General features: G+C 63.8%; 2 protein-coding genes (1 of these 2 only partly in view). Both read right to left on the bottom strand.

Annotated features, from left to right (window positions below; all coding sequences use genetic code 11):
• Positions 1-5719: the start of a non-ribosomal peptide synthetase gene (locus tag BLU01_RS22835; RefSeq protein ID WP_092279733.1), read on the bottom strand. It extends 7859 nt beyond the left edge of the window; only the first 5719 of its 13578 coding nucleotides appear in the window; the start codon lies at positions 5717-5719; its stop codon lies off the left edge, out of view.
• Positions 5719-18072 carry a non-ribosomal peptide synthetase gene (locus tag BLU01_RS22830; RefSeq protein ID WP_092279731.1) on the bottom strand — a complete coding sequence of 4118 codons (12354 nt, stop codon included), beginning with the start codon at positions 18070-18072 and terminating at the stop codon, positions 5719-5721. Before BLU01_RS22830 ends, BLU01_RS22835 begins: the two co-directional genes overlap by 1 nt.

Genomic DNA, 18072 nt, shown 5'->3' with positions numbered 1-18072 from the left:
CGTCGAGAATGTAGGTGCCGACGTTGGCAATCGGCTGGCCGATCGGCACCACGTCATGCCCTTCATCCACACACGTCCAGTGGGTCACGTCGATCGCCGCTTCGGTCGGCCCGTAAAGGTTGTAGAGCCCGGCGTTCGGCAACTTGGCGAACACCTGTTGCTGGGCGTCGACTTGCAGCGCTTCGCCACTGCAAACGATGCGGGTCAGGCTGGTGCACGCGGTAACTGCCGGGTCCTGGACGAACACCTGCAACATCGACGGCACGAAATGCAGCGTGGTGATCTGTTGCGCGCTGATCAGTTCGATCAGTTGCGCCGGATCGCGATGCGCACCGGGCGCCGCGACCACCAGGGTCGCGCCGGTCAGCAGTGGCCAGAAAAATTCCCAGACCGACACGTCGAAACTGAACGGGGTCTTTTGCAGAACCTTGTCCGCGCCATCGAGCTGATACGCCTGCTGCATCCAGCACAGCCGGTTGACCAGCGCCGAATGGCGGTTGGCCGCGCCTTTCGGTTTGCCGGTGGAGCCAGAGGTGTAAATCACGTAGGCGAGGTTTTCGCCGTGCAGCGACGGCTGTGGGTTAGCGTCACTGCGCGCGTCCAGCCAGTCGTCGTGCTGATCCAGCACCAGGCTGCGAATGCCCGGCGGAATCGGCAACTGCCCGAGCAAACGGTTTTGCGTCAACAGCAGCTCGATGCCGCTGTCTTCAAACATGTAAGCGAGGCGTTCCGACGGGTATTCCGGGTCCAGCGGCACGTAGGCACCACCGGCCTTGAGAATCGCCAGCAGGCCGATGACCATTTCCACCGAGCGCTCGACCGCGATGCCCACCAAAACGTCGGGGCCGACGCCCTGCTCGATCAACACATGCGCTAACTGGTTGGCCCGCGCGTTGAGTTCGGCGTAGCTCAAGCGCTGCTCGGCGAACACCAGCGCGCAGGCGTCCGGGGTTTTCCCGACCTGCTCCTCGATCAGCTTGTGGACCGGGCGCTGCAACGGGTAGTCGGCCGCCGTGGCGTTCCAGTCCTGGATGATGTGTTGGCGTTCGTGCTGATCCAGCAGCGCCAGTTGCGCCACCGGGCGATTGACGTCTGCCACCAGCTCGCGCAACAGGTTCACCCAGTGCCGGCCCAGGCGCTCGATGCTCGCCGGCGCGAACAAATCCGTGGCGAAGGTCAGCGCGGCGTGCAAGCCCTGCGGGTTGTCGCTGGTATCGAGGCTCAGGTCGAACTGCGCGTTGCGGTGTGCCCAACTGAGGTGTTCCAGTTCGAGGCCGGGCAATGCCGCCGCCAGTGTCGATTCGGCTTCACTGCGGTGGTTGAACATGGCCTGGAACAATGGGCTGTGGCTGAGGTTGCGCTGCACTTGCAAGGCATCGACCAATTGCTCGAACGGCAGGTCCTGATTCATCTGCGCCGCCATCGCCGTTTGCTTGACCCGTTGCAGCAATTGCGCGGCGCTCAGCGTTTCGTCGAATTCGGCACGCAGCACTTGGGTGTTGACGAAGAAGCCGATCAGGCGCTCGGTTTCCAGGCGATTGCGGTTGGCAATCGGCACGCCGACGCGGATGTCGGCCTGGCCGCTGTAGCGATGCAAAAGCATCTGGAACGAGCCCAGCAGCAGCATGAACAGCGTGACGTTTTCGCGACGGGCCAAGGCTTTCAGTTCGGCGCTCAGCGCGGCGTCGATTGCCACTGGCAGGCGCGCACCACGGAAGCTCTGCTGCGCCGGACGCGGATGATCGGTGGGCAATTCCAGCAGCGGTTGTTCGCTGCCCAGTTGCGCGGTCCAGTAACTCAATTGACGGTCGCGCTCGCCGGCAGCCATCCACTCACGCTGCCACACGGCGTAGTCGGCGTACTGCACTGGCAATGCCGGCAGAGTGGCCGCTTGCTGCTGACTGATCGCCGAATACAGCGCGAGCAAATCTTCGACCATGACTTGCAACGACCAGGCGTCAGACACGATGTGGTGCATCGTCAGCACCAACACATGATCCTGCGCCGCTCTTTGCTCGCCAACCTGACCGCCGACGTCCAGCAGCACACAACGCACTAAAGCGCCGTCGAGCAGATCGAACGGACGCTGGGTTTCGTTCTCGACAAAGGCTTTGATACGCGCTTCGTCGGCGCCCGCCAGGCGTTGCTCGGTGAAGCTGATACGCCCTTGCGCCTGGATCACTTGCGTGGTTTTGCCGTCGTTCTCGATGAACGTCGTGCGCAGGCTTTCGTGGCGCTCGACCAAAGCCTCGAAGCTGCGCTGCAGCGCGGTTTTGTCGAGTGCGCCGCGCAGGCGCAGGGCGGTCGGAATGTTGTAGGCGGCGCTGTGCGGATCGAGTTTCCACAGGAACCATTGCCGCTCCTGGGCAAACGACAGTGCCAGCGGTTGCTCGCGCGAAACCCGGTTGATGACCGGTGGCTGCTGGCTCTGCCCGGCGTCCAGCGCGCGGACGAAATCCTCCAACACGCTGTGTTCGAACAGGCTGCGCAGCGGCACCTGAATATCCAGCAAGCGCCGCACGCGCGACACCACTTGGGTGACCAGCAGCGAATGGCCGCCGAGTTCGAAGAAGTTGTCGGTCAAACCGACGCGCTCAAGCTTGAGCACGTCTTGCCAGATGGCCGCGACGTGCTGCTCGCGCGCACTTTGCGGGGCCACGTAATGCGTCTGCAACTGGCTGGCATCGACGGCCGGCAAGGCCTTGCGATTGAGCTTGCCGTTCGGCGTCAGCGGCAGGCGCTCGAGAAACAGCCAGTGCGCCGGCACCATGAATTCCGGCAGGCACGCGCTCAGCGCGGCCCGCAGTTCATCGCGCAGGCGCTGTTGCGCGTCTGCGTCAGCAAAGTTCAGTTGCGGGGCGACCACGTAGGCCACCAGTTGCTGGCTGCCCAAGGCTTCCTGAGCCAGCACCGCCACTTCGCGCACGCTGGAGTGTTCGAGCAGACGTGCTTCGATTTCGCCGAGCTCGATCCGGAAGCCGCGAATCTTCACTTGATGGTCGATGCGGCCCATGTATTCGAGCACGCCGTCGTGGCGATGGCGCGCGAGGTCGCCGGTGCGGTACAGGCGCGTGCCGTTGCCGAACGGGTCCGGCAGAAAACGCTCGGCGGTCATCGCCGCACGCGCGTGATAACCACGGGCGAGGCCGTCGCCGCCGATCAGCAGTTCGCCGATGCAACCGGCCGGGTTCGCCGCCAGTTCATCGCCAAGGATGTACAGCGTGGTGTTGGCAATCGGCTTGCCGAGGTACGGCTGGCGCTGTTGCTCGGTCAATTGCCAGGCCGCTGACCAAATGGTGGTTTCGGTTGGGCCATAGAGGTTCCACACCTGCCCCGCGAGGCCAAGCATGCGCTGCGCCAGATCATCGGCCAGCGCTTCACCGCCGCAGAAGAATTTGCAGCCGCGCAGAATCGACGCCTGCTCGTGGTCGAGCAACATGCGCCAGGTCGACGGCGTCGCCTGCACCACCGTGACCTGCTGCTGTTCGATCATGCTCAACAGCGCTTGCGGGTCCTGGGCCGTCTGCTTGTCGACCAGCACCACCCGCGCACCACAGAGCAACGGGCCGTAGATTTCCAGACCGAAAATATCAAACGAGAACGTGGTCAGCGAGAGCATGCGGTCGGCGGCCACCAGCCCCGGTTCGCGAACCATGCTGACGACAAAATTGACCAGCGCCTGATGGCGCACCATCACGCCTTTGGGTTTGCCGGTGGAGCCGGAGGTGTAAATCGCGTAGGCGAGGTTTTCGCCATCGATCGCGACGTGCGGATTTGTCTCGCTGTAGCCGCGCGCGTACTCGCCCAGCGGATCAAGCAACAGCGTCTGCACCTCGTGCGGAATCGGCAATTGCTCGAGCAGATGCGTCTGCGTCAGCAGCAATTGCAGGCCGCTGTCCTCGATCATGTGCGCGAGGCGCTCTTGCGGATATTGCGGGTCCAGCGGCACATAAGCGCCACCGGCCTTGAGAATCGCCAGCAGCCCGACCAGCATGTCGAGGCTGCGATCAATCGCGATGCCGACCAGTCGATCAGGGCCGACACCGAGCTCTATCAGACGATGGGCCAACTGATTCGCCCGACGGTTGAGCTGCGCATAATCCAGCGCCTGCCCGTCAAACACCAGCGCAGTGGCGTCTGGCGTACGCAGCGCCTGAGCTTCGATCAACTGGTGAATGCAACGGTCGGTCGGGTAGTCGGCGGCACTGCGGTTCCAGTCGACCAGCACGTGCTGTTGCTCGCTGGCGTCGAGCAAGGCCAGTTCGCCGATGCGTTGTTGCGGGTCGGCGACGATGCTCACCAGCAGGTTTTGCCAGTGCCGCGCCAGCCGCTCGATGGTGCCGTGATCGAACAGGTCGGTGGCGTAGGTCAACTGCGCGCCCAGGCCTTCGGCACCGTCGAAGGTTTCCAGGGTAAGGTCGAACTGCGCGGTGCGCGACGGTTGATGCAAGTGGCGAATGCTCAGCGCCGCCGGATCGGCGGCCGGAGCATTGCGCGTGGTGCCGCTGCTCTGGTGGTTGTACATGACCTGAAACAGCGGGCTGTAACTGAGGCTGCGTTGCGGTTGCAACGCTTCGACCAATTGCTCGAACGGCAAGTCCTGGTGCGCCTGAGCGGCCATCGCGGTGGTTTTTACCTGCGACAGCAGCGTGCTGAAACTCGCTTGTGCGTCGAACTCGGTACGCAACACCTGAGTGTTGACGAAGAAGCCGACCAACCGCTCGGTTTCAACGCGGTTGCGGTTGGCGGTCGGCACGCCGACGCGAATGTCGGCCTGACCGCTGTAACGGTGCAACAGAGTCTGGAACGACGCCAGCAACAGCATGAACAGCGTCACGTCCTGAGCTTTGGCCACGGCGCGCAACTGGTCGGCCAGCGACGCTGGCAAGGCCAGTTCGACCCGCGCACCGCGCAGGCTTTGCACGGCCGGGCGCGGATGATCGGCGGGCAACTCGAGCACCGTATGATCGTTGCCCAACTGAGTTTGCCAGTAACCCAACTGACGTTCGCGCTCGCCGGCCTCCATCCAGTGCCGCTGCCAGATGCCATAGTCGGCGTACTGGATCGACAGCGCCGGCAGTGCCGGAGTCTGGCCCTGACGGTAAGCGCCATAGAGGTGCAGCAGCTCCTCGATCATCACCCGCATCGACCAGCCATCCGAAGCGATATGGTGCTGGGTCAACGTCAACACATGATCCTGCGCGCCGAGGCGCAGCAGGCTCACGCGCAGCAGCGGCCCGTTGATCAAATCGAAGGGTTGCGCGCCCTGCGCGGCGACAAACGCATCGACCTGCGCCGCTTGCGCCAGCGCGGTGCTGCTGCGGTCGAGCTCGTGCATGCTGATCGCCAGCGGCATGTGCGGATGAATCACCTGCAACGCGCGCTCGTCCTGTTGCTGGAACGTGGTGCGCAAGCTCTGATGGCGCTCGATCAGCGCATTGAAGCCGCGCTCCAGCGCCGTGACGTCAAGCTCGCCGTGCAACTGCATGGCGCTGGGAATGTTGTAGGCGGCGCTGTCGGGGTCCATCTGCCAGAGAAACCACTGGCGCTCCTGAGCAAAGGACAGCGGCACCGGATCGAACTGCGACTGCGTTTCGGGGATCGGCAGGTTGGCCGGCGAAACGCCTTCTTCGAGCATCTTTTGCAGATACACCCTGCGCTTGTCGAGCGGCAAAGTAATGAAGCGCCGAGCGATCTTCAAAGCGACATTGGTATCCATCAAACTTCCTCCATTTCGTCAAGCAGGGCGTCCAGCTTGCTCAGTTTCAACGTATCGATCTGCTCACCGGCGGTGGCCAGACGGCTGACGAAATCTGTCAGTACAGGGTTCTGGAACAGCAGTTGCGGGGTCAGTTTCAGCCCCAGTTCGAGTTGCAGCCGCGACACCACATTGACCGCCAGCAGCGAGTGGCCACCGAGCTCGAAGAAGTGGTCATGCAAACCGACGCGCTCCAGGTCCAGCACTTGCTGCCAGATCGCCGCGACCTGCTGCTCAAGTTCGCTGACCGGCGCGACATAACCGCCTTGCAACTGGCTGGCATCCGGCGCTGGCAGCGCCTTGCGGTCGAGTTTGCCGTTGGGCGTCAACGGCAGTTGCGCGATAAACAGCACGTGGGCCGGCACCATGTACTCGGGCAGGCTTTGCTTGAGGCGCGCCTTGAGTGCCTCGCGCAAACCGCGTTGCGCCTCGGCATCGTCCAGCGCCAGTTGCGTGGCGACCACGTAGGCCACCAGTTGCTGAGCGCCCTGTGCTTGCAACGCGAGGACCGCGACTTCGCTGACCGCGTCGTGTTGCAGCAGGCGCGCTTCGATTTCACTCAGCTCGATGCGGAAACCGCGAATCTTCACTTGGTGGTCGATGCGCCCGCGATATTCGAGCACGCCGTCGGCCCGATAACGGCACAGGTCGCCAGTGCGATACAGACGCTCGCCGTTGCTGGCGAACGGGTTCGGCACAAACCTCTCGGCGCTCATGCCCGGCCGTGCCAGATAGCCGCGCGTGATGCCGGCGCCCGCCAGGTACAGCTCGGCGCTAACGCCCACCGGCACCGGTTGCAGGTCGCCATCGAGCAGGTAACTGGCGGTGTGTTGCAGCGCTCGGCCGATATTCGCGCTGCCGCCCGCCTCGCGCCGGGTCCAGGTCGAATAGGTGGTGTCTTCAGACGGGCCGTACAGGTCGAAAACCTGCTCGATGCTCGCCTGCTCGTAGAGCGCATCCACCAGCGATTGCTTGAGCGGTTCGCCGGCGAGGTTGATGATGCGCACGCTTTCGGGAATCTGCCCGGCACTGTGCAGCGCATTGATCGCCGAAGGCACGGTGTTGATCAGGCGCACCTGATCGCGCGCCGGCAATTGCGGCAGTTCCAGCGCATTGTGGGCGATGATCAGCGAGCCGCCGTTGGCCAACGTGACGAACAGCTCCCACACCGACAGGTCGAAGCACACCGAGGTCGAGGCCAGCACGCCTTGGATGTCGTCGCGGCTGTAGACCGTTTGCGACCAGTCGATCAGCGCCAGCACGTTGCGATGGGCGATCGCCACGCCTTTCGGTTTGCCGGTGGAACCGGAGGTGTAGATCACGTACGCCAGGTTGTCCGCAGTGACGCCGGTAACCGGTGCGGTGTGCGGATACGCCGCCAGTTGCGGGTCGAGCTGATCGACCAACAGCAGTTGCATGTTAGCGCCAACGGTCAGCGTCGCGGCGACGGCCTGCTCGCTGAGCAGCACCCGCGCGGCGCTGTCTTCGAGCATGTAGGCAACTCGCTCCGCCGGGTATTGCGGGTCCAGCGGCACGTAGGCGCCACCGGCCTTGAGCACCGCGAGCAGTGCGACCAACAAACTGGCGGAACGCTGCATGGCGACGCCGACCCGCACTTCCGGGCCGACCCCCAGCTCGATCAACTTGTGCGCCAGGCGGTTGGCCCGCGCGTCGAGTTCGGCGTAGGTCAATTGTTGCGCGGCGAAGGTCACCGCCAATGCGTGCGGTTGCGCCGCCACTTGCTGCTCGATCAACTGGTGCACGCACAGGTCCTGGGCGAACCCCTGGCCCGGCGGATTCCACGCCAGCAGCACTTGCTGCTGCTCGTTTGCGTCGAGCAATTGCAGTTCATCCAGGCAACGCTCGGCGGCGGTCATCTGGCTCAGCAGATGCTGCAGATGCGCCGCCAGTTGCTCGATGGTCGCCGCGGCAAAACTGCCGCGCTGATAGCTCATGTGCACCGTCAATTGACGGTCCAGACTCACCAGCACGGTCAACGGGTAATTAGTCTGCTCATGGTTGGCCACCGCGCCAAAGCGCAACCCGTCCGGGGCGCCCTGTTCCAGCGCCTGGGAAATCGGGTAGTTCTCGAACACCATGATGCTGTCGAACAAGGCTTCACCGCCCTGCCCGGCCCAGCGCTGGATGTCGAACAACGCCGTGTGTTCGAACTCGCGCAGCGCCAGGTTCTGCGCCTGCACCGCTTGCAACCAACTGCCGAGCGACTGCTGCGCACGCGGCGTGGCGATCACCGGCAAGGTGTTGATGAACAGGCCGATCTGTTGCTCGACACCCGGCAAGTCAGCCGGCCGCCCGGCGACAGTCGCGCCGAACGCCACGGTGTCTTTGCCGGTGTAGCGTTGCAGCAACAGCAGCCATGCGGCTTGCACCAGCGTGTTGACCGTGACTTTCGAGGCGCGGGCGAACTCGCTCAATCGCAAGGTTTGCTCGGCATCCAGCACCTGGAAGTGATCGGCATAACCTTGCTCGTCGGCGTCCGCCGGGCGGGCCATGGCTTGCGCCAGACGCGTCGGTTGCTCGAGGCTGCGCAGCGCCGGCAGCCAGAAAGCTTCGCTGGCGGCGGCGTCCTGACGTTGCAGCCAGTCAATGTAATCGCGATAGCGTCCGCCATGCGTAGCCTGGAACTGACCGCTGTAACGCTGCAGCACTTCGCCGAGCAATTGCGAGTTGCTCCAGCCGTCCATGAGGATGTGATGGTTGGTGTAGATCAGGTGATGACGGTTGTCGTCGATGCGCACCAGCACCAGGCGCAGCAAGGTCGACGCGTGCAAATCGAGACGCTGGCGCTCGATGTCCGCGAGGGTTTGCAACGCCTGTTGCTGCTGCGGCTCGGCGCGCAGGTCATGCAAGCTGTACGGCATCTGCGCGTGTTTGCTGACCACCTGCACCGGCGCGTCCAGTTCACCCTGCCAGACGAAGCGCGTGCGCAGGATATCGTGGGCATCCACCGCCGCTTGCCAGGCCTGATGGAAGCGCTCGGGGTCGAGCCCTTCGACGTCCAGACGCATTTGATTGATGTAGTCGCCGGTGGCTTCTTCGTACACCGCGTGGAACAGCATGCCTTGCTGCATCGGCGACAGTGGATAGACGTCTTCGATCAACTGCGGCGCCAGCGGCAAGTGGTCCAGTTGCGCCTGGCTCAAGCGTGCCAACGGGAAGTCGGATGGCGTCACGCCGTGTTGCCCGGCCTCGCAGCAATGGCTGATCAGCGCTTGCAGTTCCCGCGCGTAATCGTCGGCCAACTGTTGAATGGTTGCCTCGTTGAACATCTCGCGACTGAAGGTCCAGCCCAGATTCAATTCACCGCCATATACCTGACCGTTGAGTGCCAGATGGTTGGGCAGTGGCGCCTCGGCGTGCAGTTCATCACCGGCCGCTTCGCTGGACGGCACGAACAACGCGCCGTCGCTCTCGGTGAAGCTGCCGTCGAACTGACCGAGGTAGTTGAAGGTCAGGCGCGGCACCGGCAGTTGTCCCAAGGCCTGGCGCGCGGCGGCGTCACCCAGATGCGCCAGCGCACCAAAGCCGATGCCCTTGTTGGGGATCGCGCGCAGTTGTTCCTTGATCTGCTTCAGCGAACCGCCGAGGTCGGCCAGCGGCGTCAGTTTCGCCGGGTAGACGCTGGTGAACCAACCGACAGTGCGGGTCAGGTCCACGCCGTCGAACAGCTCTTCGCGGCCATGCCCTTCGAGCTGGATCAACGTGCTCTCGGCACCGGTCCAGCGCACCATGACGCGGGCCAATGCAGTCAGCAGCAGGTCGTTGACCTGGGTGCGATACGCCGCCGGAGCGTCTTGCAGCAGTTGCCGGGTCAGGTCTTTGTTCAAACGCGTGCGCCCGGTCAAGGCGTGGCGATTCTGCTGCCCGCCCTCGGCGTTGTCCGCCGGCAACGCGACCTCGGCGCCTTGCAACTGTTGTTGCCAGTAGGCCAATTCCTGTTGCAACGGCGCACTGCGCGCATAGGTTTGCAGGTGTTCGGCCCAGACTTTTGCCGCACTGGTTTTGCCCGGCAATTGCAGCGGCTCATCAGCGAGCAGCTGCCGATAAGCGCTTTGCAGGTCGTCAAACAGAATCCGCCACGACACGCCGTCGACCACCAAATGGTGGATCGCCAGCAGCAACCGCTGGCTGCCATCGTCGAGGTTCGCCAACACCGCACGCACCAGCGGCCCGTCTTGCAGGTTGAGGCTGCGTTGCGCTTCATTGGCCACGACTTCCAGCCCGGTCGCGTCGGCGACATCGACCGCCCAGACCAATGCGTCGCCGTGTGGCTCGACTGCGCGGTAGTGCGCCTGCCAGCCATCGGCCTGCTCGACGAAACTCAGACGCAAACCATCGTGGTGCGCTACCAGCGCGCCCACTGCACGTTCCAGCACCGCAGCGTCGAGGTGTTGCGTCGGTTTGAGCATGACCGCCTGATTCCAGTGCTGGCGCTCAGGGATGGTTTGCCCGAAGAACACCTGCTGCACCGGCAGCAGCGGCAGTTCGCCGGTCACCGGGCCTTGATCGATCAGCAGCGCTTGTTCGCCGCGTCGCGCAACGCTGGCCAAGGCCTGAATGGTCTGGTGCTGGAACAAGTCTTTGGGGGTGAAACGGATGCCGGCCTGACGCGCGCGGCTGACCACTTGGATCGAGATGATCGAATCGCCGCCGAGCTCGAAGAAGTTATCGCTCAAGCCGACCTGATCGAGTTTCAGCACGTCCTGCCAAATCGTCGCCAGTTGCTGCTCCAGCGCACTTTGTGGCGCGACGTAGGCTTGCTGCAACTGACTGACGTCGGGTTTCGGCAAGTTCTTGCGGTCGAGTTTGCCGTTGGGGGTCAGCGGCAGGCGTTCGAGCAGCAGCAAATAGGCCGGCACCATGTGCGCCGGCAAGGCGCTTTTCAGTTGCTCGCGCAGGCTCTCGGCAAAATCGGTGCGCGCGATATTTTGCGCATCGCTGACCACATAGGCGACCAGACGTTTGCCGCTGCCGGCGGTGCCTTCCTGGGCAACCACCACCGCTTCGCGCACGTCATCCAGCGCTTGCAGGCGCGCTTCGATCTCGCCGAGTTCGATGCGGAATCCACGGATTTTCACTTGGCTATCGATGCGATCCAGATAATCGAAAGTGCCATCGGCGCGCTGACGCACCAGGTCGCCGGTGCGGTACAGCTGGCCACCGACGTTGCTAAACGGGTCGGCCACAAAGCGTTCTGCGGTCAGCCCCGGACGGTTCAGGTAACCGCGGGCCAGGCCCGTGCCGCCGAGGTACAACTCGCCCGCCATGCCTTGCGGCAACAGGTTGAGGTCGGCGTCGAGCACATAGGCGCTGCGGTCGCCGATGCGGCTGCCGATTGGCGCGTAAGCAGCGCCACACGGTTCGGCGCGACCGGCCTTCCAGATCAGCGGCGTGACTACGGTTTCGGTCGGGCCGTAACCGTTGATGATGTAATCCGGGTCGAGGGCGCGCTTGACCCGCTCGAAACTGGCGGCCGGCACGGCGTCGCCACCGAAGCAATAGATTCGCACTTTCGGCGGGTTGCCTTCGCGCTCGGCGTGCTCGGCCAGTTGCTGCAGGTACACCGGCGGGAATGCGACCACGGTGACGCCGTGCTCGCGCATGGCGTTGTAAGTCTGTTCCGGGGTCCACAGGTTGTCATCGCGAATCAGCAGCGAGGCGCCGTGAGTCAGGCTGGTCAGCCAGCGCTCGTGGGCGCCGTCGAAAGCAAACGACATGAAGTGGAATTCACAGTCGCTGGCGCGCATTTCGTAGCGCTCGCCAATCGCCTGGCAATGCATCGCCAATGGGCCGTGGGCGACGCTGACGCCTTTCGGGTTACCGGTCGAGCCGGAGGTGTAAATCACGTAAGCGAGGTTGTGCGGATCGAGCGCCACGGTTGGCGCGGTATCGGGTTGGCCACTGAGGTCGAGGCGGTCGAGTTCCAGCACCGGGGTCGCGCCGTCCAGCGGCAGTTGCGCCGACACGCGCGAATCGCTCAGCAACAGCGCCAGCCCCGAGTCCTGCATCAGATACGCCAGGCGTTCACGCGGGTAACTGGTGTCCAGCGGCACATACGCGCCACCGGCCTTGAGCACCGCCAGCAGCGCAACGATCACCCCTTCGCTGCGCGGCAACGCCACGCCGACCCGGGTTTCGGCGCCGACGCCACGGGCGATCAGTGCGTGAGCCAGTTGATTGGCGCGGCGGTCGATCTCGCCATAGCTGAAATGCTCCCCGGCAAAAATCACCGCAGTGCGCTCCGGGGCCTCGGCCGCCCATTGGCTGATGCGCTGGTGTACCGCGAGGTCCAGCGGATACGGCTGCGGGTGATTGTTGGCCAGTTGCACGGCCAATTCCTGCGCACTCGCCAAGGCAATTTCGCCGAGGTTGCGTTGCGCCGATTCGGCAAATTGTTCGAGCAATTGCAGCAACTGCGCGCTGATGCGTTCGATCACCGCCGCGCAGAAATGCGCGCGGTCGAAGCTGTAATGCAGCGCCAGAGTCTGGCCGAGGGTCACGGCGACGCTCAACGGGAAGTGCGTCTGCTCGAGGCTGGTGACTTCACCGAACACCACGCCGTGCTCCGCGCCTTGTTGCAGCGCCTGGGCAATCGGGTAGTTCTCGAACACCAGAATGTTGTCGAACAAGGCCTCGCCGCCCTGCCCGGCCCAACGCTGAATATCTGCCAATGGCGTGTGTTCGAACTCGCGCAGGCTGAGGTTTTGCGCCTGCACCGTTTGCAGCCAGGCCGCCACGCTCTGGTCCGGACGTGGCGTGCCGATCACCGGCAAAGTGTTAATGAACAGCCCGACTTGCTGCTCGATGCCCGGCAAGTCCGCCGGACGCCCCGCCACCGTCGCGCCGAACGCGACCGTCTGGTGACCGGTGTAACGCTGCAACAACAGCAGCCAAGCGGCTTGCACCAACGTGTTGAGGGTGACTTTCTGCTGCCGGGCAAACGCTTCGAGCGCTTGCGTCTGGCTGGCCGGCAACGTCTGATAATGATCGCCATGACCGCTTTGGCTTTGCTTGTCGCTGACCACGCGCGCCAGCCGCGTCGGCTCTTGCAGGGACGCCAGTTGCTCGGCCCAGAAGTTCTCGCTCAACTGCGCGTCCTGACGTTGCAGCCAACCGATGTAATCGCGATAGCGCCCGGCCGCAGCCGCTGGACCGCGCCCGCGATAGCGCTGCAAGACTTCGCCAAGCAACTGCGAGTTGCTCCAGCCATCCATCAAAATGTGGTGATGGGTGTAAATCAGGTGCCAGCGATCGGCAGCGGTCTGCACCAGCACCAGGCGCAGCAACGGCGCCTGGGTCAGGTCAAAACCTTGTTGGCGTTCGGCACCGGCCAGATTATCGAGGGCGGCGACCTGATCGTCACGGCTGCACCAGTCCAGCGTGGTAAAGGGCAATTGCACCTGTTTACGCACGATCTGCAGTGGTTGTTCGAGCTCGCCCTGCCAGACAAAACCGCTGCGCAGGATGTCTTGAGCGTCGACGGTGGACTGCCACGCTGCGCGGAAACGCTCAGGATCCAACCCTTGCACATCGACGCGCAACTGGTTGATGTACTCGCCCGCCGCTTGCTCGTACAGCGTGTGGAACAGCAAGCCCTGTTGCATCGGCGACAGCGGGTAAAGATCGTCGAGCAGCCCGACGTGCACCGGCAGCGCATCGATTTGCGCCTGGCTGATGCGCGCCAACGGGAAGTCCGACGGCGTCGCGTGTGGCGCCGGCAGCGTGCTGCAGTGTTCGATCAGCTCGCGCAGCTCGGTGCCGAAGTTGTCAGCCAGTTGCTGCACCGTCGCCCGGTCAAACATCTCGTGGCTGAAACCCCAGCTCATTGCCAGTTCGCCGCCATAGACCTGGCCTTCCAGGGTCAACCAGTTAGCCAGCGGCGCGCTTGGGTCCTGAGCCTGGCCGCTGCCCTCGGTGGACGGCACAAACAGTGACGTTTGGTCGAACTGACGATCAAACTGCCCGAGGTAATTGAAGGTGATCCGTGGCGGCGTCAGTGCCGCGAGTTGCTCGCGCTGCGCCGGTTCGCCGAGGTGGCGCAACACGCCGTAACCCAGGCCTTTGCCCGGTACGGCGCGCAGTTGTTCCTTGACCGTCTTGATCGAATCCGCCAGCGTCGCCGCCGGTTGCAGGCGCACCGGGAACAGGCTGGTGAACCAGCCCACGGTGCGGGTCAGGTCGAGTTCATCAAACAGATCTTCGCGACCATGACCTTCGAGTTGAATCAGCGCCGCCGGTTGAGCGCTCCATTGGCAGAGCACCCGCGCCAGCGCCGTCAGCAGCAAGTCGTTGACTTGCGTGCGGTACGCCGCCGGTGCGCTTTGCAGCAGTTGGCGGGTCAGTTCACGGTCCAGGCGCCACTCGATTTTCTCCCCGAAGCGGTTGTCCAGACGACCGTCGGCGCGATCACGCGGCAGTTGCTGTTCGCTGGTTTGCTGCTGCCAATAAACCATTTCTTCGTTGAGCTTTGGCGCGTGCTGCTGCAAGCGTTCGGCCCAGGCCTGATAGGCGCTGGTCTTGCTCGGCAGAACAATCGCGCCGCCACTTTGCAGCTGCGTGTAAGCCTGCTGCAAATCTTCGAGCAACAGCCGCCACGAGACGCCATCGACGGCCAGGTGATGGATCACCAGCAACAGCCGTTGCGCGCCATCCGCCAGGGTCACCAACATCGCTCGCAGCAGCGGACCGTCAGTCAGATCGAGGCTGCGCTGAGCTTCGTTGCACAACGCGAGCAGCGCGGCCTCGCTGTCGGCCTGACGCTGCCAAAGTGCACACTCGCGCACTTCGCCGGCATAGTGTTGCTGCCAGCCTTGCGCGCCTTCGACGAAACGCAGGCGCAGCGCGTCGTGGTGATTGCACAAACGCGTCAACGCGGTTTGCAGCCACTCGGCTTGCAGCGGTTCGCGCGGTGCCAGCAACAACGACTGGTTCCAGTGGCCACGCTCGCTCATCGGTTGCGCAAAGAAATATTCCTGCACCGGCGTCAGCAGCACGTTGCCGCTGGCCGGGCCTTGATCGATGGTGCTCTGCTCCGCGACCGTCGCCACCAGCGCCAGGCTGCGCACGGTTTGATACTGGAACAAGTCGCGCGGGCTGAGGCGGATGCCGGCCTGACGCGCACGGCTGACGACCTGGATCGAAATGATCGAGTCGCCGCCCAATTCGAAGAAGTTGTCCTCCAGGCCAATACGCTCGACACCGAGCACGTCCTGCCAGATCGCCGCGAGGGCTTTTTGCAGCGCGTCCTGCGGTTCGATAAAGGCTTGCTGCACCGCCGCTTCCGGCTCGGGCAAGGCCTTGCGATCAAGTTTGCCGTTGGCCGTCACCGGCAGTTTGACCAGCGGCATCAGGTGCGTCGGCACCATGTATTCCGGCAGACTGCCGAGCAGCCAGGCTTTCAGCGTTTGCGGCCATTGTGCATCCGGTTCAGCGGCGTCGAGCACCAGATAGCCGACCAGATGTTTGCCGCCCTGCACCAGCACCACCGCTTCACGCACCAGCGGGTGCTGCATCAGTCGGGTTTCAATCTCGCCCAACTCGATGCGCAAACCGCGCAGTTTGACTTGATGATCGAGACGCCCGAGGTATTCGATAACCCCGTCGGCGCGTTGGCGCACGCGGTCGCCGGTGCGGTACAGGCGCGCACCGTCATGGAACGGGCACGGCACAAAACGCTCGGCGGTCAGCCCCGGACGACGATGGTAACTGCGCGCCAGACCGGCGCCACCGAGGTACAACTCACCGGCGACACCCGCCGGCACCGGCAGCATCTGGGCATCCAGCACGTGGGTGCGCAGGTTGGCAATCGGCTGGCCGATCGGCACGCTGTCGGCGCCTTCATCGACGCAGGTCCAGTGAGTAACGTCGATGGCGGCTTCGGTCGGGCCGTACAAGTTATACAAACCGGCGTTCGGCAATTTGGCGAACACTTGCAATTGCGCATCCAGCGGCAATGCTTCACCGCTGCAGACGATCCGCTTGAGGCTGGTGCAGGCTTGCACGCCCGGCTCATGGATGAATGCCTGGAGCATCGACGGCACAAAGTGCAACGTGCTGATGCGGTGGCGCTCGATGGTTTCGATCAAGCGCGCCGGCTCGCGGTGCTCACCCGGCGCCGCCACCACCAGGCGGGCGCCGGTCATCAGCGGCCAGAAAAATTCCCATACCGACACGTCGAAACTGAACGGGGTTTTCTGCAACACCGCGTCGCTGTCATCCAGGCCATAGGCTTGCTGCATCCAGCACAAACGATTGACCAGCGCCGCGTGGCTGTTGCCGGCCCCTTTGGGTTTGCCGGTGGAACCGGAGGTGTAAATCACATAAGCCAGATTCTGGCTGTGCAGCGCCACCGGCAGGCGCTCGGCGCTGTAGCGATCCAGCCAATCGGCCGGCTGATCAAGGGTGATGACCGTCACGCCGGCCGTCGGCAAGCGCTGCAGCAGCGAAGTCTGGGTCAGCAACAGCGCAATCGCGCTGTCTTCGATCATGTAGGCCAGGCGTTCCTGCGGATATTCCGGGTCCAGCGGCACGTAGGCGCCACCGGCCTTGAGAATCGCCAGCAGGCCGACGACCATTTCAATCGAGCGCTCAACGGCAATCCCAACCAGCACATCCGCGCCGACGCCGTGCTCGCGCAACAGCTGCGCCAGTTGATTGGCCCTGGCGTCCAGTTGCGCATAGCTCAACGTTTGCTCGCCGAACACCAGCGCCGTCGCTTCGGGGCTGCGCGTTGCCTGAGCTTCGATCAACCGATGCAAGCATTGCTCGCTCGGATAGTCCTGCGCCGTGGCGTTCCAGTCGTGGACCAGCGCCTGCTGCTCGGCCGCGTCCAGCAGCGGCAATTCGCCGACACGCTGGGTGGCATCGGCGACCATCGCCTGCAACAGGCGCGTCCAGTGCCGGGCCATGCGCGCGATGGTTGCGGCGTCGAACAGGTCGTTGGCGTAGGTCAGCGCCGCGTGCAGCTTGCCGGCCTTTTCCCAGGTATCCAGCGTCAGGTCGAACTGCGTCGTGCGGCCCTGCCAGTCGATCATGCCCAATTCCAGGCCCGAGGCCGTGGTCACCGTGCTGATGTCGGCGACTTGCGGCTGGTGGTTGTACATCACCTGGAACAGCGGCGTATGGCTGAGGCTGCGTTCCAGTTTCAGCGCTTCGACGAGACGCTCGAACGGCAAATCCTGATGCGCCTGGGCGCCGAGCGCGGTTTCCTTGATGCGGCTGAACAAGTCACTGACGCGGGTCTGGCCGTCCAGTTGGGTGCGCAGCACCTGGGTGTTGACGAAGAAGCCGATCAGGCCTTCGGTTTCACCGCGATTGCGGTTGGCGATGGGCACGCCGACGCGGATGTCGGTCTGCCCGGTGTAGCGGTGCAGCAGCGCGTTGAAGGCGCCGAGCAGCAGCATGAACAAAGTGATGTTGTGCTTCTGCGCGGTGGCGCGCAGTTGTTCGGCCAGTTGCCCATCGACGGCAAATTCATGGCGGGTGCCGCGATAACTCGGCATCGCCGGACGCGGGTGATCGAGCGGCAACTCCAGCACCGGATGCTCATCGCCCAACTGCGCCTGCCAGTATTGCAGTTGCCGCGCCTGCTCCCCGGCTTCCAGCCAGCGGCGCTGCCACAGCGCGTAGTCGCTGTACTGGATCGGCAATGCCGCCAGTTGCGGTTGCGCGCCGGCATCATGGGCGTCGTAGCAACGGATGAACTCGTCGATCAGCACGTTCATCGACCAACCATCGGACACGATGTGGTGCAGGGTCAGCAGCAACACGTGTTGCTGCTCGGCGAGTTGCAGCAACTTGACTCGCAGCAGCGGACCGACGGCCAGGTCGAACGGCTGCAACGACTGTTGCTCGGCTGCTTGCGACACCGCCAGTTCACGCTCGGCGGCCGGCAAGGCGCGCAGGTCGAGGTGCTCGATGCGCAGCGGCGCGGTGGTCGGCACTTGTTGCAGGCTGTCATCGGGCTGGCGCTGGAATACGGTGCGCAGGGTTTCATGACGAGCGACCAGGCTGGCAAACGCCTGATCCAGCGCAGTCAGGTTCAACCGGCCGGTGAGGCGTACCGCGCCGGGCAAGTTGTAGGCGCCACTTTGCGGGTCCAGTTGCCAGAGAAACCACATGCGTTGCTGAGCGTAGGACAACGCTTGGCGGTCCTGCGCCTCAACCCCTTGGGGGATCGGGAAACGGGCGAAATCCACGCCTTCCTTTTGCAAGGCCGCTAGGAACATCTGGCGCTTTTCAAGGGGCAACCCGATAAACCGGCGAGCAAGTTTCAAGGAGTCTTCAGCATTCAT

Source organism: Pseudomonas prosekii (assembly GCF_900105155.1).
GTDB classification, from domain to species: Bacteria; Pseudomonadota; Gammaproteobacteria; order Pseudomonadales; family Pseudomonadaceae; genus Aquipseudomonas; species Aquipseudomonas prosekii.
The sequence above is the reverse complement of the archived record's forward strand: the minus strand, read 5'-3'. Positions and strand labels throughout refer to the sequence as shown.

Excerpts from the sequence above, each read along its gene's own strand:
- BLU01_RS22830 (WP_092279731.1), bottom strand. The coding sequence starts at position 18,072 with ATGAATGCTGAAGACTCCTTGAAACTTGCTCGCCGGTTTATCGGGTTG.